Origin of the sequence: Nonomuraea sp. NPDC050227 (genome assembly GCF_044459705.1) — a bacterium.
Lineage (GTDB): Bacteria > Actinomycetota > Actinomycetes > Streptosporangiales > Streptosporangiaceae > Nonomuraea.
The window spans coordinates 505709-526363 of the sequence record NZ_JBITJF010000005.1 but is presented as its reverse complement, the minus strand read 5'-3'; the positions used below and the strand labels follow the sequence as shown (position 1 = coordinate 526363).

Below are 20655 nucleotides of genomic sequence, written 5' to 3'. Positions count from 1 at the left end.
TCGCTGGGTGTGTGCGCACACAGTGAACCGTAGGGGGGTGACCTGGTGAGTTATCGGGACATACGAGCGTGCTGGGAGCCAGTTGTGCCCCGGCTACAAAGTGATCGCCAAGCCGACTGCTGTGACTGGCTACAGGGTGTGCGCCAGGCCGACCGCTGGAACTGGCTACAGGGTGATCGCCAGGCCGACCGCGAAGAGCAGGCCGTACGCCATCTGCAGTTTGCCCGTCTGCTGCAGGACCGCGATCAGCGCCGGCCCGACGGCCTTGCCCAGCACGGTCCTGATCGGCGTGACCGCGAGCGGCGCGGCCAGCGCCGCGAGCGCCGCCCACGGCGTGACCGCGATCATCGCCAGCGCCACCACGAACGGCACCACCTGGCACAACACGTACAACGCCCGAGTGCGCTCGGCACCGAGCACCACCGCCAGCGTGCGCTTGCCCGACGTGCCGTCCGTCTGGACGTCGCGCAGGTTGTTGACCACCAGCATCGAGCAGGACAACAACCCCACCGGGATCGAGGCCAGGAACGCCGTCCAGCTCAGCTGCTCGGTCTGCACGTACGCGGTGCCCATCACCGGGACCACGCCGAAGAACACGAAGACCGCCAGCTCGCCCAGGCCGCGGTAGCCGTAGGGTCGCTTGCCGCCGGTGTAGAACCAGGCCGCCGCGATGCACGCGACCCCCACCAGCAGGATCCACCACGCCCGCGTCACGACCACCAGCACCAGCCCGAGCACCGCCGCGACCGCGAAGCAGCCCAGCGCCGCCGTCAGGACCTGCCGGGGCGTGGCCGCCCGCGAGCCCACCAGCCGCATCGGGCCGACGCGCTGGTCGTCGGTGCCGCGAATGCCGTCGCTGTAGTCGTTGGCGTAGTTGACGCCGATCTGCAGGGACAGCGCCACGAGCAGCGCCAGGACCGCGCGCCACCAGACGAATCCGCCGTCGCCGATCGCCACGCCCGTACCGACCATGACGGGGACTACGGCGTTGGGAAGCGTGCGCGGGCGTGCGCCCGCGATCCACTGACCGGGGGTTGCCATGCTGTCGAACCTCTAGCTGATATCCGTGGTGAGCCTGACCATGCGGATCGGACGGCCCATGTCGAGGACGCGTTCGGCCATGTCCTCGCCCCAGCCGGCCGACTCCAGGAAACCGAGCACAGCGTAGTTGTCGGCGAACACCCAGGTGACGATCTGGCGGAAGCCGTCCTCACGCAGGTAGTCGACGGTGGCGTTGAGCAGGCGGCTGCCGTGGCCGCGGCGGACGAAGTCGGGATCGACCAGCAGCGTCAGCATCTCGGCGACCCTGCCCGGATCCAGGTCGGGGTCCTCGGCGGGGGCGTGCGAGGCCAGCCCCACCACCCGCTCGCCACCGCGCGGGGTCGTCAGCGCAGCGCTGCCGCCCGCACCCAGCGCGGGGAAACCCTCGGTGTCGAGGATGGTCTCCACCGCGACCAGCACCCGGTGCGAGGGGCCGGGCGGGGCGACGATCGCCTCGTCCCACTGACGCAGCCACATCTTCTCGGCCGCCGGCCCCGTCATCTGCTCGAGTGGGCCTTCCGGGAGGAACTCCCGATATCCGTAGCGCCAGGCGCGGATCTGAGTATTCGCAACCTGGAGAACATCCTCGCGCCGGGCCGCCCGGACGCCTACGTCTGCCATCTCGGCCCGCTCCTTCGCCTGCCGTTCGTGCCACAAGGCACGAGTTACACCGTATCGGTGTTTGAGCCTTGGAGATGACGCGAACCCCGCTTCCACGCCCGGTATGCGCGTGTCTTGGTGTTGTCACCGCATACCCGCATCGAACACCATGAGCGCGAACGATTCCCGGGCACATCGCCGAACACCCGCCGACACATCCCCTCCACCCGTACGACGCCCCGCTCCAACGGCCTCCGCCCGCCGCCGCCAGCCGTCCGCCCATCTGCGTCCGCTCATCCGCGCCGGCTGGTCCGCGCCGGCCCATCCGCGCGTGTCGATCCCCGCCCACCGACTGAGGCGGGACGGCCCATGCGGCGGTGATCGCGGCCGGGCGCGCCCATGTCGCCCGAACCGGGCGTCCCATCACCGGACCTGTGCCTCCAGCGCCCGCCCGAGCCTCCGCACCCCCTCCGCCAGGACCGTCAGGTTGGCGGCGGCCATGTGCGTCACCCTGATCCGCGGGCCCGGCGGCTCCGACGGGTAGTACATCCGCCCCGGGCTCACCAGCGTCCCGTACCGCCGGGCCGTCTCGACCAGGGCGTTCTCGTCCACCTCCGCGGGCAGCCGCAGCCACAGGTGCAGACCGCCGATCGGCAGCAGATGCACCTCCGCCCCCGGGACGTGGGCCGCCAGCGCCGCGGCGAGCGCGTCCCGCCTGGTCGCGATCTCGGCGTGCACGGTGTTCAGATGCCTGCCCCACGCCGCCGAGCCCACGAACTCCAGCGCCGTCTCCTGCAACGGCCGCGCCACGAAGAACGACTCGACGAGCTGGCTGGCCCGCAGCCGGTGCGCGGCCGGCCCACGGGCCACGACCGCGGCCACCCGCAGGCTGGGGGACAGGATCTTGGTCAGCGAGCCCACGTTGACGACCGTGCCGTGCGCGTCCATTGAGGCCAGCGACGGGGGAGCGGCGGGGGACAGGTAGCGGGCGTAGTCGTCCTCGATCACGAACGCCCCCGCCGCCCTGGCCACCTCCAGCACCTGCGCGCGCCGCTCCAGAGGCAACGTCGCGCCGGTGGGGTTGTGCAGGGTGGGCTGGCAGAAGAACACCCGCGCGCCGGTGACGGCGAACGCCTCGGCGAGCAGGTCCGGCCGTACGCCGTCGCGGTCCATCGGCACGGCCGTCGCCCGCAGCCCGGCCGCCTTGGCCGCCGCCAGCGCTCCGGGATAGGTGGGCGTCTCGACCAGCACCGGCGTCCCGGGGGCCGCCAGCGCCCTGAACGCGTGCGTCAGCGCCGCCTGGCCGCCGCTGACGATCAGCGCGTCCGCCGCCGTCACGTCGCCCCCGGCCTGGCGGGCGAACCAGCCGCGCAGCTCGTGCAGGCCGTTCAACGGCGGCGTCGCCCAGACGTCCGGACGGCGCACCGCCCGCGCGGCGGCCGCCGCGAGCTGCCTGTCCGGCCTCAACCCCGGGTTCAGGTAGCCGCCGGTCAACGGCACCACCTCCTCGGGTGGCTGCGCGAGCAGCGCCGCCACCGACCCGTCGTCCACCACCCGGTCGCCGAGGGCGACCGTCTGCCAGGACAGGTCCAGAGGGTCCTGCCCGCGCACGACCTGCCGCGGCGCCACGAACGCGCCGCTTCCCGGACGCGACACCACCCGCCCTTCTGCGGCGAGCTGGCCGATGGCGCGCGAGACCGTCACGGGGCTGACGTTGTGCCGCCGCATGATCTCCCGGCTGGACGGAAGCCGCGCACCAGGCCCCAACCGGGCGGCCTCTTCCCGCAGTATCGCAGCAATCTGGGCGATACTGCTATCGTTGGTCATGAAGGACAAGGATAGCGCTACCGCCCAAAACGCAGTAGCACCCCCACCCACCCCTCGCCCCAAAACAACCCCCACCCCACCTCCCGCCCCGGGCTCTCCCGCCCCCGGCTCTTTCGCCTCGGGCTCTTCCACCACCGGCTCTTCCGCCACCCTCAACCAGCCGGCCGCCCCTCAGAACCCGGCCACCTCTTCCAGTCCGTCCGACAGGACCAGCACCTCACCCTCCACCTCCCCCGCTCCTGTCCTGGAGCCCGCCGCCCCTCCCGCCTTCTCTCCCGCCCTCTTGAAGGGACACGCCACCTCCAACGCCACCGCCACCTCCAACGGCGCCGAGATCTCCAACGGGACCGCCACTTCGAACGGCGCTGGGGTCTCGAACGGCGCTGGGGTCTCGAACGGCGCCGGGACCTCCAACGGCGCCCCCACCCTTCGCGACGCCCTGAAAGGCACCGGCGGAGCCGCCCGCGCCCGGCAAGGGACGATGCTGGCCTTCCTGGGCGTCCTGGCCTTCTCCGGCAGCTTCCCCGGCACCGTCTACGCGATGCGCGGCTTCGACCCCTGGCTGGTCGCCATAGGCCGCGCCGCCGTCGCCGGCCTCATCGCCCTGGTCTGCCTCAAGGCCGCCCGCCTGCCCCTCCTCCCGCCGCGCCGCCACTGGCCCTCCTACGCCGTGATCTCCCTGGGCGTGGTCTTCGGCTTCCCGGTGTTCAGCAGCCTCGCCCTCGACCTGGGCGCCAGCACCTCCCACGCCGCCGTGGTCATCGCCCTGCTTCCCGCCGCCACCGCCGCCTGCGCCGTCGTACGGGCCGGCGAACGCCCCCGCCCCCTGTTCTGGGCCGCCTGCGCCGCCGGCGCCGCCGCGATCACCGCCTTCACCCTCACCCGAGGCCAGGCCGGCGCCGCCTGGCCGGACCTGCTCCTGGTCGGCGCCCTCCTGTCAGCCGCGCTCGGCTACACCGAAGGCGGCCGCCTGACCAGGACGACCCCCGGCTGGCAGGTGATCAGCCACGCCCTCGTCCTCTCCCTCCCGCTGACCGCCGTGATCACCGCGGTCCTGGCCCTCACCACCCCCATCACGCCGACCGCCCCCGCCCTGGCCGGCTTCGCCTACGTGGCGCTGATCTCGATGTTCCTCGGCTTCATCCCCTGGTACGCCGGCCTGGCCAGAGGCGGCATCGCCAGAGCCGGCCAGACCCAGCTGGCGCAGCCGCTGCTGACCCTCATCTGGGCCTGGGTCCTGATGGGCGAACGTTTCGGCCCGGCCACCGTGGCCGCCGCACTCGCCGTCCTGGCCTGCGTCGCCGTCACGCAGCGCACCCGCTCGTAGGGAAAGGCCTGGCACGACGACGTGCGCACCGGGCCGCGGCGAAGCTTGCATGGCGTGACGCCGCCACGCAGGATGGCAGGGGAGGTGTCACAACCATGGCGGACCTCACGATCCCGGAAGGCGGCTTCTGGCCCGCGCCGGAGATCCCGCAGCCCAACATCTATCCGATGGAATGGCGCGTGGAGACCGAGAAACTCGCGGCCATCTACGAGAAGTCCAAGCGCAAACTCTGGAACCCGGCCGACCTCCCATGGGACGGCCTCGACCCGGACGACTTCACCCGCGAACAGCGCCTGGGCATCATGTACTGGTTCGCCGTCCTCGCCAATTTCGACGCCTCGGGCCCGGCCGTGTTCGCCCGCGCAACCATCCAGGCTTTCGAGAAACACGAGGAAGACCCGGTCCGGAAGTGCTTCTTCTCCATCACCCGCGACGAGATGAACCATGAGGAGTGCTGCCAGCGCACCATAGCCCGGCTGTGGCCCGGCGGCCCCCTGAACTGGACCCCCGAAGACGATCTCGAAAAGGCCGCCCACAACAACATCGGCTGGCTCTACCACAACGGCGGCCGCTACTGGAACGGCTACACCAGCGCCGTCGGAAGATACTCGCTACCGGTCCTGTTCACGAGTTTCATGATGGGCGAGATGGCCGCCTCCACGCTGTTCAGAGGCATGGCCACGGGCACCCGGCATCCGGTCTTCGGCGAGATGTTCCAGCGCATCGGCCTCGACGAGTCCCGTCATCTGCAAATCTGCATGACCATTCTGGAAAACGAGTGGCCGGGCCTCACCGACGAGACCCGCAGCCTCATCACCCGCCAGCTGCGGGCCGGTTTCGTGTTCCTCTCCATGATTCTCTGGGAGCCTCCGGAAGGTTTTTGGGAACTCCCGCCCTACTTCCTCGGCAACCACCGCGTCCTGATGGACCACGCCAGGGAAGCGGGACTGGGCGTGCTGTCGTACGAGGAACAGAAGGAGAACTGGCGCGTGGCCATGGCGAAGGTCCGCGCGATCGTCGAACGATGGGGCATCGCCTTCCCCGCCATTCCCGAACTGGACCTGGAAGGCGTCGAGGTGAACGTCATCGACCCGGAGGAGATCATCCCCGTCTTCTAGAATGCGCGTATGTGGCCCCGCATCGACGGACGCAGAGTCCTTGCCCTCGGCACGCCCGGCAAGGTGCGCACCCTGCTGGCCGACCTCACCCTCTCAGGCACGAAGACCGCCACCGCCGGTCTCCTGCCCCTCGACTACGAGGCGGAGGGCGAAGAGGTCGAACACGTCGGCGAACACCTGATCCTCGTGAACGACGCCGGCGAGAAGGCCGCCACGATCGAGATCACCTCAGTGGCGCTGGTGCCGTTCGCCGAAGTGCCGTGGGAGTTCGCCGAGGCGGAAGGCGAAGGATTCACCTCGATCCAGCACTGGCGGGACGTCCACCAGCGCTACTGGTCATCCTTGGGCCACGAGGTGAACGACACCTCCACAATCGTCTGCCTCCACTACCGCCTGCTCCCCGCCTAGCCCCCGCGCCCAAACACCAAGCCCCCAAACACAACCAGCCCCCGAACAACCACCTCCAACCGCACCGCCCCTCAACCCACGCTTGGGGGGCGCGCGCCCATCAACCACCTATATTCAGACCCCGACCACGCCCCTCGGCCAAGCATCCACTCCCGGCCAAGCATCCACCCCTGGGGCCGAGCATCCGTTCCCGGCCAAGCACCCATTCCCAGCCAAGCATCCGCCTCCCGCCAGGCACGCATTCACGGCCCCGGACTCAAGTCCTGCCACAAAGGCGATCCAACCCGCGCCGCCGTCACTCCCCACCGACGCCCTCAGCGAACCGCCCCACCCGACTCCCGCGTACTTCCACCTCCGTCGTCCCCTGTGCCGTCGTCACACCCCATCCATGGCGCCTCCGACGAACGTCCCCTTCCCTGCCACCGTGTGCACGAGCTGCCGCCGACGCAGCTCCCGCACCACGTTCCGGACGGTTGACCGCGCCACGTCGAACTCGGCCTCCATGGCCAGCTCGCTCATCACCGCCTCGCCGGCCAGCAGCTCACCTCTCAGAATCTGCCCCTCGATCATCTCGGCAATCTGCACATAGATCGGCACAGGGCCGTCTCGGTCGAGCATGCTCATACCTTAGACGTCTGGATACAAGCAGATGAGTGAATCTCAATCCTGGGGCCACGACTCTTCCGGAGACACGTAACTCCCACGCTGCGGCACGGTGTAGATCCACCCTTGCTCCCGCAACAACGCCATGGCCCGCCGCACCGTCTCCCGCGCCACGTCGTACTGCTGCACCAACGCTGTCTCACCCGGGATCGCACGCTTGGGCTGGAAGTGCCCCGCCCTGATCTGCTTGGCCATATCGGAAGCGATCTGCCGGTAGAGCGGCACTTTCCGCTGCTTACGCGGCGCTTCATCAGGCGCGCCGACGAACGTTCCCTCGCCCTGGACCGTGTAGATGAGCCCTTCCTCGCGCAACACGTGGATGGCCCGGCGGGCCGTCGTCCGGGCGACCCCGAACTCGTGCTGAATGTCGGCCTCGCTCGGCACGGGATGCCCAGACGCGAGCCCTTCGACCCGCTGTCGAAGGATCTCCGCGATCTGTACGTAGATGTGGGTGTCGCCGTCGTAGTCCAGCACACCGGCAACATAGACGAAGGTGTACGAGCCCTCCCATATCCTCCTGCCTGCCCAGACAGAGTCATCTTTCCGAATAGACGAGCGGATACAACCAGACGTATTCTCCGACCATGGCCGTACTCTCCCTGGACTACGAACCCTGCATCGGCATCCACCTCCCAGAACCCCGCCCAGGCCGCACAGCCATCCGCTGGTATCCCACCCGCTCCCCCTACGAACGCGTACGGGTCCGGGCATACACCTGCCACTGCGAGCCCATGATCTACGAGCTCTGCCAGATCGGAGGGCAGCGCTTCATCCGCCGAGCCCGCAAGAATGGCAGCATCCCGATCCTGGAGGAGACCTCCCGAGGCTCCGCCCTCAGAACCCAGCTGCTCTGGGACTGCCTGCTGGCCGGCAACGCCCGATAGCCCGGGCGCCCGCCAGACCAGCACTCACCTTCGGCGCATCCTCTAGGCGTAGAGAAGCCCCCGCCCCTGAGTCGCTACCTGCAGCAGCACGAACCCCGCGTTGTTCGCCCACCTGAGGCAACCTATCGAGAGAGCCTGACAAAACCAGCCCTCCCGCTCGAACGCACCCCCAAGCTCCCTGTGCCACTCAAGCGCAGCTCTGCGGCCCTGCGTAGGCCCCCGCGGACCTATTCGTCTCGCGACACGAACACGGTCTACTTGCGTGCGGTCGTCTGAGTGGCCGGCAGCGCCGGCCAACGACGATGGCGGCACCTCTACAAGCTCGCAGTTGCACACCAGGGCTTGCCGAGACCCTTTGCCCCCTGAAGATATTCATGCGCCATCCTGGGCAACGTTCAACGGCCCGGTCGCTGTACTGCAATTCGCCAACAAGCTGTCACTCAAGCCAGATTTCCTGACTAAGAGGGACGCCTTGGCATTCCGTCCGAAGCCGGCCCGAGAAGAGAGAAGTAGGAGCCACAGTTTCGAAACGGCTTTGCATGCCATCTCGAAGACGGCACACTGTTCCTCGCGGCCATCACGTTGGCTCCTTCGTTCTCGGACAAGGCCCTAGAAGGAGTACGGGATGGCCGTCACCATTTCCCGACGCCTCTCCTGGCCGATGCGGTCCAAACGAGCTCTGAAGATGACCTCCAGCATCATCGCCACCAAATGTTGGAGCAGCCGATAGACCTCAACAAAGAGCCCCCGGATCAGACCGGGGGCTCAAGGCCGCTCAAGCATCATCTTTCGCCAACAGACGATCCAGTCTGAGCCCGAGATCATCGAGCTGGAACCGTAGCCCCTCAAGCATCGTCAACGTCTCCGCCAGGCTGGCCTTGCAGCTCTCGTCGAACCGTTCGCGAAGGCGCGCGATCTCGAAGTTGAGGATCTCAAAGTCCCGACCGACCCCTGAGCGAACCTCGACGATCTCCGCCCTCGCCGTAGCCAGCCCTGCCAACACCGCATCACGCTCACCCGTGCACGAGCGAGCCTCCAGCGCCTGCAGACGGAGTTGTAGATCGAGGATCTCCACCTCAACGTTCACGTACCCCTACCCCCTACACCAGCGGATGACAAGGGAGCCCACCCACAGCGGCCGGCCCCCACTTGCTGCGAGCACATATTGGCAAGACGTCCCTGCCTGAAGCGATCCCCGACAAGCGCCCCGGAGTGGTTTTCTTCCTCCGCCCACCGACGCTTTTCCAGTGAACATCCCCATCCATCCGCCTTGTCGGGGGAAATAAGACCACCTAGATGAGGTGGATCAATCTGCCGCCGCCCGCGGCAAAGGGCCGCAGTCGGGCCGGAACGCTCAAATGAGCAGCCAGATCGAAGGTACGCCATCGTTCAGCCTCGCTCGCCCGCCTGTAGAAGCACGCAGAAGTGCGGACGTAGCACCGTCATGTCCTGCTATTACCTGGCATATGGTCGGATATGGGATGGCAGCCTCCCGAAACAGGGACCGCAGAATTGGCTAAATGCGTGGGCATCACACCCTGCTGACTGGCCCACCTCCCGACGTACAGGCGAGCCGTTGGTAACAAGCGGCGAGCCGGCGACCGCAGCAAGCGGAAGCTGGGTCTCGCCCGAACTACTACACACAACATTCGTGACCACTGTTTCGCACACAAAGTGGCCGTCGACCAGGACGTCACGAGACCTTCGTCGCCTCGTCGAGTGCGGCCCCCGTGCCGCTCGGCGCCCAAAGCCACGACCGAGGCGCCCAGGCCGCCACCGCACTCGCCCCTTGTCCGCATTGGCGCGACCTGTCAGCAACTGAACAAGCTCGCTCACCCCCACCAGTGACCCTCCGAGCGGAGGTAGGCGATGATCAGCCGGACGCTTGATGCTTGCGCGTGGGCCGGATAGATCCCATAGGCGAAGCACCACACCGATTCACCCGCCGCCCCTTGATCACACAGCCGATCAAATCGGGACGGCAGGCACCCTCCCCAGACAGCCAACAGGCGCCTGCCGGCACCAGCGCCCTCACATCAACCCTTACGTTTCCCCATCTTGATCACCTCGGTCAGCCGGAGTTCCAAGCTCGCCAACACTGGATCTCTCTGCTGTACCGATCCGGACCCCGTCTCGCGAGCAGCCCCAGCCGACGGCCCGATGTCGTAAGTCACGACAGCGCCAGGATGCACCACAACATCCCCGTTCACGTGCCTGCCGAAGCCTTGCGCGGCCTGCACATCCCTGAGTAGACGCCCCCAGGTCCCGTCCGCCGCCCAGCGGCGCTGCCGTTTGTAGACCGTGATCCAGCATCCGAACCGATCCGGGAGGCTGCGCCAAGGCGACCCGGTTCGCGCCTGGTACAGCACCCCGTTGATCAGCGTTCGCTGGTCTCCGTGCCGCCGGCGTCCAACGTCGCCGTCAGGCAGCAACGGCACCAGTCGTTCCCACTCCGCATTCGTCAGGTCCGTATGGCGCATTGATCCCTATCCTCGGCTGCTTTCTTCTCTCATCCTCGTCACCAGGACAATAAGGACGGCCATCGCAAGCTCCTTCGAATAGCAACGATTCAAGGGGTGAAGGAGGCTTGCAATGGCCGCAGGAACCAGTGTGCCTTCTCCGTCATGGCCAGCGCAGCAGATCGGCAAGGATTGGCCAAAATTTTCGAGCACCTGTGACGAGGACGTAGGCCATCAACGACTTTTCCTCATGACTACCGTCTTGCGCTCAACAGTAACCTGTAACCCGAACAGTCACCATTTTAGAGATGATGGACAATCCGGCCATGTCCTTTGAGTGGTCAAGCGAGCCTCGGACATGCGATCTGTCCCGGCGCCACCCGTCAGGCTTCCTTGGCGGACGGACGGACGGACGGGTGCAGGTGCAGGCTTCCGTGTGCTGCCAGCCATCGAGCAGATTCAGGGGCCGCGGTCCCTTCTTGCCGCCGACCTCTAGCCCCACGAAATCTATTCGCAAGAAAGGAGAACGTGGTCCCGTGCTCTCTCGGATGTGCGGGACCACGCCTGGATGGGTGTGTTGGCCGGCCGACGTCCATTACGGCCGCAACTCGTGCCATTAGGCTCTCATGGCCGCCTCATGTGTTTCTCCTGTTCGACGCTGCCGGAGGAAGAGGTCTTTAGGCGCCCCGCGGTTAATACGTCCGCCGAGGTCCTGGATGAAATGATTCACATGGAGATCCGCCTCCAAGCCGCATCCGTGATGATGAGATGGTCGAGGAGACGCAGCCCCACTGTCCGGGCGGCCTCGGCGAGGCGGGCGGTGACTTCCAGATCGGCCTCGCTGGGATCGAGAGAGCCTCCAGGGTGATTATGGGCGACGCCGAACATGGCGCCACCGGTGGTGAGCACAAGGGAGATCGTCTCCCGCACGGGCACCGTCGTGTGATCGGCGCCGCCCTCTGTCAGCACCGAACGTTTCAGCACACCACCGCGCGTATCGCACACCACCACGACGAAGCGTTCATGCCCGAGGCCACGCAGTAAGGGGGCGCAGACCTTCGCCAGGTCGGATGTGCTGGCGATGCGCATCCGCGCAGGTTCCGACGCCGCACGCCGTACGAGATGAAAGGCCGCCGCCACGCGCGCGGCTTTGGCCGGCCCTATGCCTCGCAGTCTGAGCAGCCGGTGCGGATCAGCGCGCCCGAGCGCATCGAGATCGCCGCAGTGTTCGATGACTTGACTGGCCAGTTCCAGCGCGCTCGCCCCGCGGAAGCCGGAGCCGAGCAGAACGGCCAGCAACTCCCGGTCGGCAAGCGCCGCCGCGCCGCTCGACATGAGCCTTTCTCGCGGCCGATCGCGCTCGCACAGATCTTTGACTCGCATTCGCAACCTCCGCACCCGTTCTATCAACGAGGACCGACAATCTCAGGCTCTGATATCCAGGCCGATAAGGACGGAGTGGGCGGATATATCGCGCTTGAGCTACGTTGATGGCAACCGCTATCCATGAATGCGAAGAATGACCGTCTTCGCAATGCCGTGACGCGCATCAAACCGCAAGCGAGTGATCTTGCGTGGCATGATGAGAGGGCTGTTCTCCAGCCACCGCATGGTCGCCAGCTGGAACACGCGACTGGCCGGCGTCGATGTTGGGACCGTTGACGCTGGTGGGTGCTCTAGGCGCTCGCCCCGGGGCGCCCGGCAGCGCTACTTACGATCTACCGCTTGCTCTCGACCGCTCTTGTTCGCCCGAAAAAGTGACAGAATGCTCGGACATCAGATTCTATGCAGAAGAAGTCGATCCGGTATCCGGATTTCTGTCATCCAAGCCCATGGTTCCAGGGGCTGTATTGATGGCTTCGTTGGAGGCTCGCTCGCCGAAGTGGTGATTATCGCGCTGATTCCGATACAGGGCAGTGAGCCTCATTAGCGTCGATTCGGAGATCCCCGCCGAGCACGAGCTATACCAACCGTCCCGAGGCTTCATCGCGGGCATGTTCGTGACCCACGCCTTCGGCAGTCGAGGCGTATCGTCGCCTCGAGTCGTGCTTCGGCAGCCCGATGTCGTTGACCGCCTTCCAGCGGTTATCGAGGCCATCACATCGTCGGCCAGGAAGACGACGCACTTGCGGATACGCCTCACTCGACCCGGCGGAGCAGCGCTCCTGGCCGTCAGCTCGTCCAGCTCACATCCGGGCTTTCAGCACGTCGACCTCGCAGCCTGGCGCAAACGGGTCGAAGCCGTGCTCGATCAGCCATCTGATCGCCAGCAAGCTTCGCGAAGACCACCACCCGCGGATCACGTCGAGGTCGACATCGGCCCCGTAGCCGGCGATCAGATCGCCCAGGCGGTCCTCATGTCCGAGCGTCAAGATGGCGAGGTCGAACAGCGCATCGCCCTGGCCAGCCTCGGACCAGTCGATCACGCCGGTGACCTCGTCGCCGTCGACGAACACGTGCGCGATCTGCAGATCGCCGTGCGTGAACACCGGTTTCCATGGCCGGAGCGCAGTCGCGGCAACCTCGCGATTGCGCGTGACCAGATCGGTCGAAAGGACGCCATTCGTGACGAGCCACTCGCATTCGGCGTCGAGACGCGAGGTGACCGCGTCCAAGCTCTGACCAGGCCATGGTGGCAGGGGCGCGTCGTGCAGCATCCGCACGGCGGCACCCACCGCGGCCCATGCCGCCGGCGACGCGACAGACGGCTCGCCCAGGCGACCGAGTGCCGTCCCTGGAACAGTGGCGAGCGCGAGCACGGGCGGTTTGCGCCACAGAACCTCCGGCGTCGGGATCGGCGCCATGGCCATGGCTTTGACCTCGACGTCAGTGCGCGTCTGGTCGGCGTCGATCTTCAGAAACACGTCCCCGGCACGCAGGGTCGCGCGCTCGTTATGCGCGACGACGACCTCGATCTGCTCCACGTCGGCCATTATCGCGAGGATGACCACCGACGTCGCCAGGTTATTCGCGTGCGGCTGCGCGGCTTATCGCGTCCCACCGCCCGGGGCCGTGCAGGACGCCGACCACTGACGGGGCAAGCAGTGAGGCGTTCCTCGCCCGCAGGCGCAAGCCGCCATCTACGACGGATGGCCGGACTTGATCTACGAACAGTGAGCCTGTGCAGTGGCGCGGAGGCCCGTCACCAATGCTGATCACAAGCGGGCGAGACTCATGATCCGCGGCTCAGGTTGCGGCCGCTCTTGACGTGGTCTGATGCGATCCTCCCGCCAGAGCCGGAGGTGATTCGCGGCCGGAAGAGGATTCGTTGTGAGGCGACCGAGTACCAGAACATCGGAGCCTCATGGCGCGTAGTCCCCATGTGGGGCTCCACGAGGGGAATGGGGCAGGGTGAGTCTTACCGCGCCCTGCGGCCGATTAATCGGCGGATGGCGATCCGGCCTGCGGTCCTTCGGTTCCTTGAGGTGTCGCTTCCCAGGGGGCCTTTGTGTGGGTACGTGAGGCTCCAGGCGGCGAGGTGCGGCGCCACCCGGAGCCCTGAACCGGTCAGACTGGCATGCTGTACATCACTCTGAAGCGATCGCCCGGGATGACGATGTCGCTCGTTTCGACAGGACGTTCGCCGGCCCAGTGCGTACGTTCGACATGCAGAACGTGAACCCCTGCTGCCAGATCGAGCGCATCGCTCTCGGCCGGTTGGGGCACCCGGGTGTGGATGCTCTCGACGACCTCGGTGATCTTTATGCCATGCGCGTACATTCTCGCGACCAAGCTACGGCGTTCCTCCTCAGTGTGGGCGACGAACGCCATCGGCTCGTAGGCGGTGACAAGTTGGATTGGCTTGCCGTCGCCGCGAAAGACGTAGTGCGTTCTGGTCAGCGTGGAATGTTCGTCGATGCGTAGACGTCTGGCGATGTCGGGGCTGGCGTCGGCCGGTTCGCTGTGCCAGTCCCACGTCACGCGCCTGCCTTGGGACTGCAGGTCGGATGCGAACGGCGCGGGGTGGTCCAGGAAGCGCCATCGATGCAAGGGGGTCAAATTTGGACGGTCCCTGACGTAATGGCCTGAACCAACACGGCCGATGATGAGACCCTCGCCCGCAAGGACGCGTAGAGCGTGGCGGGCAGCGGTCTCACCGACCTGATACTTACGGGTCAGTTGCGCCCGTGAGGGAATGGGCGCGCCTGGGGGGAGGGTGCCGTCGAGGATCTGCCGCCGGATGTCTTCGACGACACGCAGGTAGACCGGATCTGAGGTGGCCACTAGTCCATCCCTGGGGGTTCGTGTGAGGCGTTGCCCCATGTTGCCGTATTCGACAGGTAACCGACCGTCATCGATGACTGCTGGAGCCCCAACTTTGCGATGGCGCAAAATTATCGGAGAAACCCTGTAACGCTGATGTAAGGGACACCGATTCTCCGGTAGAGGTCGTCGATGTGTGTACCCCCGAGCACATATCGGCGGCCTCTTCCAATGCGCGCCCTCAGATGCAGCCGTCGAGGCGCGCTTGCGCAGCTCATTCAGTACGTCGAGCTCCGCTTCCTGTCTTTTCATGGCATGTCCCACCCAACTTGCCGGATGGACGGCTGGGCACGCGCAACAGCGGAGCGCTGCGAGAAGAACCTGTCGGATGGGAACGGAAACAGCACCCAGTTGCCCTGTCCCGGCCCGCGACCACGAGACGGCCGCAGCCGCGCGTGCCCGCAAACGCGGAGAGTGACGGGCTGAACGGGCGCACGTGATCGGCCCCGGCAGGAGTCCCAGCTGTGGTGCTCAGCGGCCGAGAGGGCAGCCGAGGACGGCGCTCACACCCGTAGGGTCATCGGTACCCGCACGGCCGTCAGCAGCGGCCGCCGGCACCCGAAAGGCCCCTGGCACCCCCAGGGCCACCAACGCCCCCAGGGCCACCAACGCCCGCAGGGCGACGAACGCCCGCAGCGCCACCAACGCCCAGAAGGTCATCAACACGCGCAAGGTCATCAGGAGCACTCCAGTGTCATCAGTGCCTGTAGAGCCTTAGCGCCGGCAGGAGTTGTCAGTCGGCGGGATTTCCCGCAGCTCAGTGCTCTCGCCGAGGGGTTGTGCGGCGGTGCAGCGTCGGAGTGCCTCTCTAGATTGATGGCTGGTGAGAGCGGCGGGATTTTCGTGCCGCATACCCCTGGGCTGTGGTCGGCTCAGGAAGAGTGGTCTTCTGGTATCCCAAAGAAGTGGCCGTGTCGTAGAGAGCCACCTTCTCCCTAGGTTGTGAGCTCCGCCTTCGTCTTAGTTGTCGGCCCGGTCCATCCCCTGGGCTCGGCTGTCTGAGGCCGTGCCTGTAAGGAGACCACGTGATCAGCATTGGCAAGCTCATGCCGTCCGACCGGGATGCGTGGGAGAGCTTGTTCCGGGCGTACATCGACTTTTACCAGAGAGTCGAACCCGACGAGATGTATGGACGGGCCTGGCAGGAGTTCCAGGCAGACACTCGGATGCACGCCTTCGGCGCGAGACTGGACGGGCGGCTCGTCGGCATCACCCACTTCCTGGTCCATGCCAGCACCTCGGCCCCTGACGCCGACGTCTGCTACCTCCAGGATCTGTTCACCGCTCCCGATGTCCGAGGCAAGGGAGTGGGACGCAAACTGATCGAGGCTGTGGCGGACTGGGCTCGGGACGGCGGCTGCTCCCGTGTCTACTGGAACACCCACGAATCCAACAGCACCGCGCGCCGCCTCTATGACAAGGTGGCCGAGAACAGAGGTTTCATCAGGTACCAGATCGAACTGTCCCGGTAGGGGGCGCCGGGTGGTGGCTGATCTTCCCTCTTCGGACCCGTCCAGGGAAAGGTGGACGTGGGCGGATATGATGGGGACTCGGCTGCTGGCGAGGTGATCGCGAGCGAAGTAGATCGGGTTACCCCATGCGGTCATCCCTGTCACCTTGCTCCTCCAAATGCCTGCGAATGAGGGCAAATGGCTCCGTCGGGCAGGCAAAGCGGGGTGGCGACGTCCAACGTTTTTCCGAATCCAGGTAGCGTTCGCACTATGGCATCGCCAACTGGAACCGCCGAAGCGCCCTTCGGTCGCATGCTGACCGCGATGGTCACGCCGTTCACCTCTGACGGCGACGTCGACTACGAAGGCGTACGACGCCTGGCCACCTACCTGGTGGACGAGCAGCGCAACGACGGCCTGATCGTCAATGGGACGACAGGCGAGTCGCCCACCACCTCGGACGATGAGAAGCGACGGATCGTCAGCGCCGTCCTGGAGGCCGTTGGCGACCGCGCCGCCGTAGTGGCGGGGGTGGGGACGAATGACACACGCCACACCGTCAAGCTCGCGAAGCAGGCGGCGGAGGTGGGCGCCCACGGGCTGCTGGTGGTGACTCCCTACTACAGCAAGCCCCCGCAGGAGGGGCTCTATCAGCACTTCACCCTCGTGGCCGACGCCACCGAGCTCCCGGTGATGCTCTATGACATTCCTGGGCGCAGCGGCGTGCCGATCAAGACCGAGACCTTGATCCGCCTGGCGCAGCACGACCGCATCGTGGCAGTGAAGGACGCAAAGGGCGACCTGTTTGCCGCGAGCCAGGTCATGACGGCGACCGATCTCGTCTTCTACTCCGGCGACGACCTGCTCAACCTCGCCTGGCTGTCCCTCGGCGCCGCGGGGTTCGTCAGCGTCGTCGGACATGTCGTGGGCTCCGAACTGGCTCGCATGATCGAGTTGCACAGGAGCGGTGACGTGAAGCAAGCGCTGGAGGTACACGGCCAGGTGGCCCCTGTAGTAGACGGGATCATGCTGAAGGCCGGTGGCGCGATCATGGCAAAGGCGGCGCTGAGCTTGGTGGGCGTGCCGGTGGGACCGGTACGTCTGCCGCTCGTGGCCGCGACAGAGAAGCAAATCGCCGAGCTGCGTGCTTGCCTGGTGGCCGGCGGGGTGAAGTTGACAGACGCATAGGAACGGGGAGGAACCGGGAGTTTTGAGAACACGATTTGACCATGGGGGCCGGGCATGAGCCATCCGCATCCTGAGCTTGGCCCCCCGCCGGAGCTGCCTTACGGTGGCCTGCGCATCGTCGCGCTCGGCGGGTTGGGGGAGATCGGCCGGAACATGGCCGTCTTCGAATACGACGGCCGGCTGCTGATCGTCGACTGCGGGGTGCTGTTCCCCGAGCCCGATCAGCCGGGCGTCGATCTGATCCTGCCCGACTTCGAATACATCAGGGACAGGCTCGACGACATCGAAGCCGTCGTGCTGACCCACGCCCACGAGGACCACATCGGGGCGGTGCCTTACCTTCTGCGGGAGCGGCGCAACATTCCGCTCATCGGATCCAGACTCACTTTGGCCCTGATCGAGGCCAAGCTGACGGAACACCGGATCCAGCCGACCAAGGTCGAGGTCGTCGAGGGCGAACGGCACATCTTCGGGCCCTTCGACTGCGAGTTCCTCGCGGTGAACCACTCGATCCCCGACGCGCTGGCCGTGGCGATCAGGACGCCCGCCGGCATCGTCCTGCACACCGGCGACTTCCGCATGGACCAGTTGCCGAGCGACGGCCGGCTCACCGACCTCGGCGGCTTCGCCAGGCTCGGCACTGAGGGCGTCGACCTGCTGATGTCGGACTCCACCAACGCCGAGGTGCCGGGCTTCGTCACCAGCGAGCGGGAGATCGGGCCGGTCATCGACGAGGTGATCCGCACCTCCGAGCAGCGCGTGATCGTGGCGAGCTTCGCCTCGCACGTGCACCGCATCCAGCAGGTGATGGATGCGGCGGCCAGGCACGGCCGCAAGGTGGCCCTGGTGGGCCGGTCGATGGTCCGGAACATGGGGGTGGCTCGTGATCTGGGCTACCTCAAGGTGCCGCCGGAGTTGATCGTCGACTCGCGCGACATCGAGCAGTGGCCGCCGGAGGATGTGGTGCTCGTCTGCACCGGATCCCAGGGCGAGCCCATGGCGGCGCTGTCGCGGATGGCCAATCGCGATCATCCGATCCGCATCGCCGAGGGTGACACCGTGTTGCTGGCATCGTCGCTGGTGCCGGGGAACGAGACCGCGGTCAACAAGGTGATCAATGGGCTCACCAGGTGGGGCGCTCGTGTCGTGCACAAGGGCAACGCGAAGGTGCACGTCTCCGGCCACGCGGCCGCAGGCGAGCTGCTCTATGTCCTCAACCTGACTCGCCCCTCGAACTTCATGCCGGTTCACGGCGAATGGCGGCACCTGAGGGCGCACGCCAAGCTCGCCGCGCTCACCGGTGTTCCCGATGACCACATCGTGATCGCCGAGGACGGCGTCGTGGTGGACCTGGTCGACGGCAGAGCGAAGATCGTGGGAGCGGTTCACGCCGGGTACGTCTATGTCGACGGCACCTCGGTGGGCGAGATCACCGACACCTCGCTGAAGGACCGCAGGATTCTCGGCGACGAGGGGTTCATCTCGGTGGTCGTCGTGGTCGACTCGGCCACCGGCAAGCTCACCGCCGGCCCCGAGATTCACGCACGAGGCTCCGGCATTGATCCGGCGCAGTTCGAGGAGTTCATTCCGCAGATCGAAAGAGCTCTTCAGGACAAGGCCGCGGACGGCGTGGTCGACATGCAGGAGATCCGCCGGGTCGTGCGCCGCACGGTCGGCCGTTGGGTCAGCGACACTTACCGCCGCCGACCCATGATCATTCCCGTCGTGCTCGAAGTCTGAGCCACTGAGCGGTACGGCAGGCACCTGAGCCTGCCGTACCCGCAGTTGTGGAACGAGACGGCAGATGGTGCATCGCAACAAGGTCCATGGAGTGGGCATTTCAAGCGTCCCTCCTGCGTATGAGCCAGAGGGCGGCCGCCAGGGGAAGAACCGCGTACAACACCAGCACGGTGGCGGCCGCAGGCGGAGGCAGAAGTGACCCGTACACCGACGTGGTGATGATGTCGCCGGTGATCTCGCGGGGAAGTGCACCGATCATGATCGAGCCCAGCCGCTCACTCCAAGGCTCTGGGATGTTGCCCACGATCATCGGAAGGACGTAGACCAGACCCACCAACATGGCGATCGCACCGGTGGCGGAACGCAGAAGCGCGCCCAATCCCAAGCCGAGCAGCGCGAATACGACCACCGTGGAACTGGTGACGAGCAGGAACGGAAGCTTGTCCGCGAACGAGGTCAGATATGCGCCGGAGAATCGGTCGCCAAGCACCCAACGTGAGACGAAATACGTCCCGAACACCGCCATCGGGCCAATGACCAGGCTCAATACGCCGACCACGGCGGCCTTCGCAGCAAGAAGCGGCCATCTACGGGGGACGATCGTCAGACTCGTCCTGATCAAGCCGGTGGCGTATTCAGATGTGACGGCCAATGTGCCCAGGATGCCCATGCAAAGCTGCGGGACGATCACCAGAACCTCCTCCAGATCCGCTATCCGGGCAGTCGGACGCTGCTCCACGGGGGCGTCGTCGTACATGCCGGCTGCCATGGAGGCCAAGGCAAGGCCCAGAAGGATCGTGCCGAGACTGATGCCGACGATGAGATAGGAAGAGCGGACCGAACGGACCTTCAGCCACTCCGAGGCCAGAACGCTCATACGTCCCTCCGCTTGAGCGAGATGAAACCGGCAACGAGCGTGATTACCGGGTATGCCAGGAGGACCAACAGCGCGGCCCAAGGCGGAAGAAAGCCGTCTCCAAGTCGGGACGACAAGTGATCGCCGACGAGTTGGGGAGCCAGGTTCGGCAGCAGTAGTGATGCGGCACGCGTGTTCCACGGCGCAGGTAGGTAAACGACGACACCGGGCAGGACGAACAGCAAGGCCACGACCGAGATGAGCGCGCCAGCCGTCGACCGCGTGGCCATGCCCAGGCCGAGCCCCACCAGAGCCAGCGCGGTCACCGAGATCCCCGCAGCCAACAGCATCGGCACGTCGTCGGCCAGCGAAGTCTCGTTGAAGCCCAGCCGATGGTCGTGGGCGATCAGGCGGCTCGCCGAATAGGTGACCAGAAGGATGACGTGAGCCGCTGTCAACGTGGCCAGACCGACGACGACGGCCTTGGCCAGAAATAAGGTGCTGCGCCGCGGAACGACGGTAAGACTGGCGCGAATCATCCCTGTCGCATATTCGGATGTGACCGCCAGCACGCCGAGCACGGTGAGGCTCATCTGAAGAAGGGGCAGGAATCCTTGTTCCGGCGCGGCTGCCTGCAGCGTCCCTCGATCTTCGGCGAGGTCACTGACGTAGAGCGTCCAGACCACGCCGAGCACCGCCATGAGAGCCGCCGCGCCCATCGCGTGCCAGGTGGACGTCACTGACCGGAGCTTCAGCCATTCGGCCAGCATGGCCGCCCTCATCTCGCTGCTCCGAACTGGACGCTGCTCGCCGTCAGAGCCATGTAGGCG

The 20655-nt window shown here is 66.3% G+C and carries 21 protein-coding genes; 7 read left to right on the top strand and 14 right to left on the bottom strand.

Annotated features, from left to right (window positions below; genetic code table 11):
- Positions 1-165 precede the first annotated feature (165 nt).
- The 4 genes from ACIBK9_RS22705 to ACIBK9_RS22690 all read right to left on the bottom strand — a co-directional run bounded on the left by ACIBK9_RS22705 (position 166) and on the right by ACIBK9_RS22690 (position 3468).
- A complete protein-coding gene (locus tag ACIBK9_RS22705) occupies positions 166-1041 on the bottom strand; it encodes a 1,4-dihydroxy-2-naphthoate polyprenyltransferase (protein WP_352320764.1) in 876 nt (291 codons plus the stop codon).
- Positions 1042-1053: 12 nt separating this feature from the next.
- The gene (locus ACIBK9_RS22700) at positions 1054-1542 is read right to left on the bottom strand and encodes a GNAT family N-acetyltransferase (protein WP_352320766.1); all 489 of its coding nucleotides are present in this window, start codon (positions 1540-1542) and stop codon (positions 1054-1056) included.
- A 164-nt stretch (positions 1543-1706) separates the two neighbouring features.
- On the bottom strand, positions 1707-1859 hold the full coding sequence (locus ACIBK9_RS22695; RefSeq protein ID WP_397161075.1) for a CGNR zinc finger domain-containing protein: 153 nt from the start codon (positions 1857-1859) through the stop codon (positions 1707-1709).
- A 205-nt stretch (positions 1860-2064) separates the two neighbouring features.
- Positions 2065-3468 carry a PLP-dependent aminotransferase family protein gene (locus ACIBK9_RS22690; protein ID WP_397160849.1) on the bottom strand — a complete coding sequence of 468 codons (1404 nt, stop codon included), beginning with the start codon at positions 3466-3468 and terminating at the stop codon, positions 2065-2067.
- 283 nt (positions 3469-3751) lie between these two features.
- On the opposite strand from ACIBK9_RS22690, the gene ACIBK9_RS22685 reads away from it, so the two are divergent.
- From ACIBK9_RS22685 to ACIBK9_RS22675, 3 genes are all read left to right on the top strand, one after another.
- Positions 3752-4795, top strand: a complete 1044-nt coding sequence (locus tag ACIBK9_RS22685; protein ID WP_397160847.1) for an EamA family transporter — start codon at positions 3752-3754, stop codon at positions 4793-4795.
- A gap of 95 nt (positions 4796-4890) precedes the next feature.
- The gene (locus ACIBK9_RS22680) at positions 4891-5913 is read left to right on the top strand and encodes a hypothetical protein (protein WP_397160845.1); all 1023 of its coding nucleotides are present in this window, start codon (positions 4891-4893) and stop codon (positions 5911-5913) included.
- 9 nt (positions 5914-5922) lie between these two features.
- Positions 5923-6321, top strand: a complete 399-nt coding sequence (locus ACIBK9_RS22675) for an ASCH domain-containing protein (protein WP_397160843.1) — start codon at positions 5923-5925, stop codon at positions 6319-6321.
- A gap of 375 nt (positions 6322-6696) precedes the next feature.
- Here ACIBK9_RS22675 and ACIBK9_RS22670 read toward each other — a convergent pair whose 3' ends face one another.
- A complete protein-coding gene (locus ACIBK9_RS22670) occupies positions 6697-6939 on the bottom strand; it encodes a GntR family transcriptional regulator (protein ID WP_358298379.1) in 243 nt (80 codons plus the stop codon).
- 42 nt (positions 6940-6981) lie between these two features.
- Positions 6982-7458 carry a GntR family transcriptional regulator gene (locus ACIBK9_RS22665; protein ID WP_387683431.1) on the bottom strand — a complete coding sequence of 159 codons (477 nt, stop codon included), beginning with the start codon at positions 7456-7458 and terminating at the stop codon, positions 6982-6984.
- Positions 7459-7568: 110 nt separating this feature from the next.
- On the opposite strand from ACIBK9_RS22665, the gene ACIBK9_RS22660 reads away from it, so the two are divergent.
- A complete protein-coding gene (locus tag ACIBK9_RS22660) occupies positions 7569-7868 on the top strand; it encodes a hypothetical protein (RefSeq protein WP_397160840.1) in 300 nt (99 codons plus the stop codon).
- 775 nt (positions 7869-8643) lie between these two features.
- On the opposite strand, the gene ACIBK9_RS22655 is transcribed toward ACIBK9_RS22660, so the two are convergent.
- The 6 genes from ACIBK9_RS22655 to ACIBK9_RS22630 all read right to left on the bottom strand — a co-directional run bounded on the left by ACIBK9_RS22655 (position 8644) and on the right by ACIBK9_RS22630 (position 15268).
- Positions 8644-8955 (bottom strand): hypothetical protein, encoded by a 312-nt coding sequence (locus ACIBK9_RS22655; protein WP_364340243.1) that lies wholly within the window; start codon positions 8953-8955, stop codon positions 8644-8646.
- A gap of 949 nt (positions 8956-9904) precedes the next feature.
- Positions 9905-10348 (bottom strand): transposase, encoded by a 444-nt coding sequence (locus ACIBK9_RS22650; RefSeq protein ID WP_397160838.1) that lies wholly within the window; start codon positions 10346-10348, stop codon positions 9905-9907.
- Between the two features lie 705 nt (positions 10349-11053).
- Positions 11054-11710: a DNA repair protein RadC gene (gene radC, locus ACIBK9_RS22645; RefSeq protein WP_358298369.1), complete on the bottom strand. Its 657-nt coding sequence runs from the start codon at positions 11708-11710 to the stop codon at positions 11054-11056.
- 803 nt (positions 11711-12513) lie between these two features.
- Positions 12514-13260 (bottom strand): phosphotransferase family protein, encoded by a 747-nt coding sequence (locus tag ACIBK9_RS22640; protein ID WP_397160835.1) that lies wholly within the window; start codon positions 13258-13260, stop codon positions 12514-12516.
- Between the two features lie 574 nt (positions 13261-13834).
- Positions 13835-14551, bottom strand: a complete 717-nt coding sequence (locus ACIBK9_RS22635) for a GntR family transcriptional regulator (protein WP_352320788.1) — start codon at positions 14549-14551, stop codon at positions 13835-13837.
- Between the two features lie 510 nt (positions 14552-15061).
- Positions 15062-15268, bottom strand: coding sequence for a hypothetical protein (locus ACIBK9_RS22630; protein ID WP_397160833.1), 207 nt, complete (start codon positions 15266-15268; stop codon positions 15062-15064).
- 347 nt (positions 15269-15615) lie between these two features.
- Here ACIBK9_RS22630 and ACIBK9_RS22625 point away from each other — a divergent pair, with 347 nt between their 5' ends.
- From ACIBK9_RS22625 to ACIBK9_RS22615, 3 genes are all read left to right on the top strand, one after another.
- Positions 15616-16062, top strand: coding sequence for a GNAT family N-acetyltransferase (locus ACIBK9_RS22625; protein WP_364344650.1), 447 nt, complete (start codon positions 15616-15618; stop codon positions 16060-16062).
- A gap of 249 nt (positions 16063-16311) precedes the next feature.
- The gene (dapA, locus tag ACIBK9_RS22620) at positions 16312-17229 is read left to right on the top strand and encodes a 4-hydroxy-tetrahydrodipicolinate synthase (RefSeq protein WP_387683417.1); all 918 of its coding nucleotides are present in this window, start codon (positions 16312-16314) and stop codon (positions 17227-17229) included.
- Positions 17230-17283: 54 nt separating this feature from the next.
- On the top strand, positions 17284-18969 hold the full coding sequence (locus ACIBK9_RS22615; RefSeq protein WP_387683415.1) for a ribonuclease J: 1686 nt from the start codon (positions 17284-17286) through the stop codon (positions 18967-18969).
- Positions 18970-19069: 100 nt separating this feature from the next.
- On the opposite strand, the gene ACIBK9_RS22610 is transcribed toward ACIBK9_RS22615, so the two are convergent.
- Together ACIBK9_RS22610 and ACIBK9_RS22605 are read right to left on the bottom strand one after the other, a co-directional pair.
- Positions 19070-19846, bottom strand: a complete 777-nt coding sequence (locus ACIBK9_RS22610; RefSeq protein ID WP_397160830.1) for an ABC transporter permease subunit — start codon at positions 19844-19846, stop codon at positions 19070-19072.
- The gene (locus tag ACIBK9_RS22605) at positions 19843-20595 is read right to left on the bottom strand and encodes an ABC transporter permease (RefSeq protein WP_397160828.1); all 753 of its coding nucleotides are present in this window, start codon (positions 20593-20595) and stop codon (positions 19843-19845) included. Before ACIBK9_RS22605 ends, ACIBK9_RS22610 begins: the two co-directional genes overlap by 4 nt.
- Positions 20596-20655: the final 60 nt, after the last annotated feature.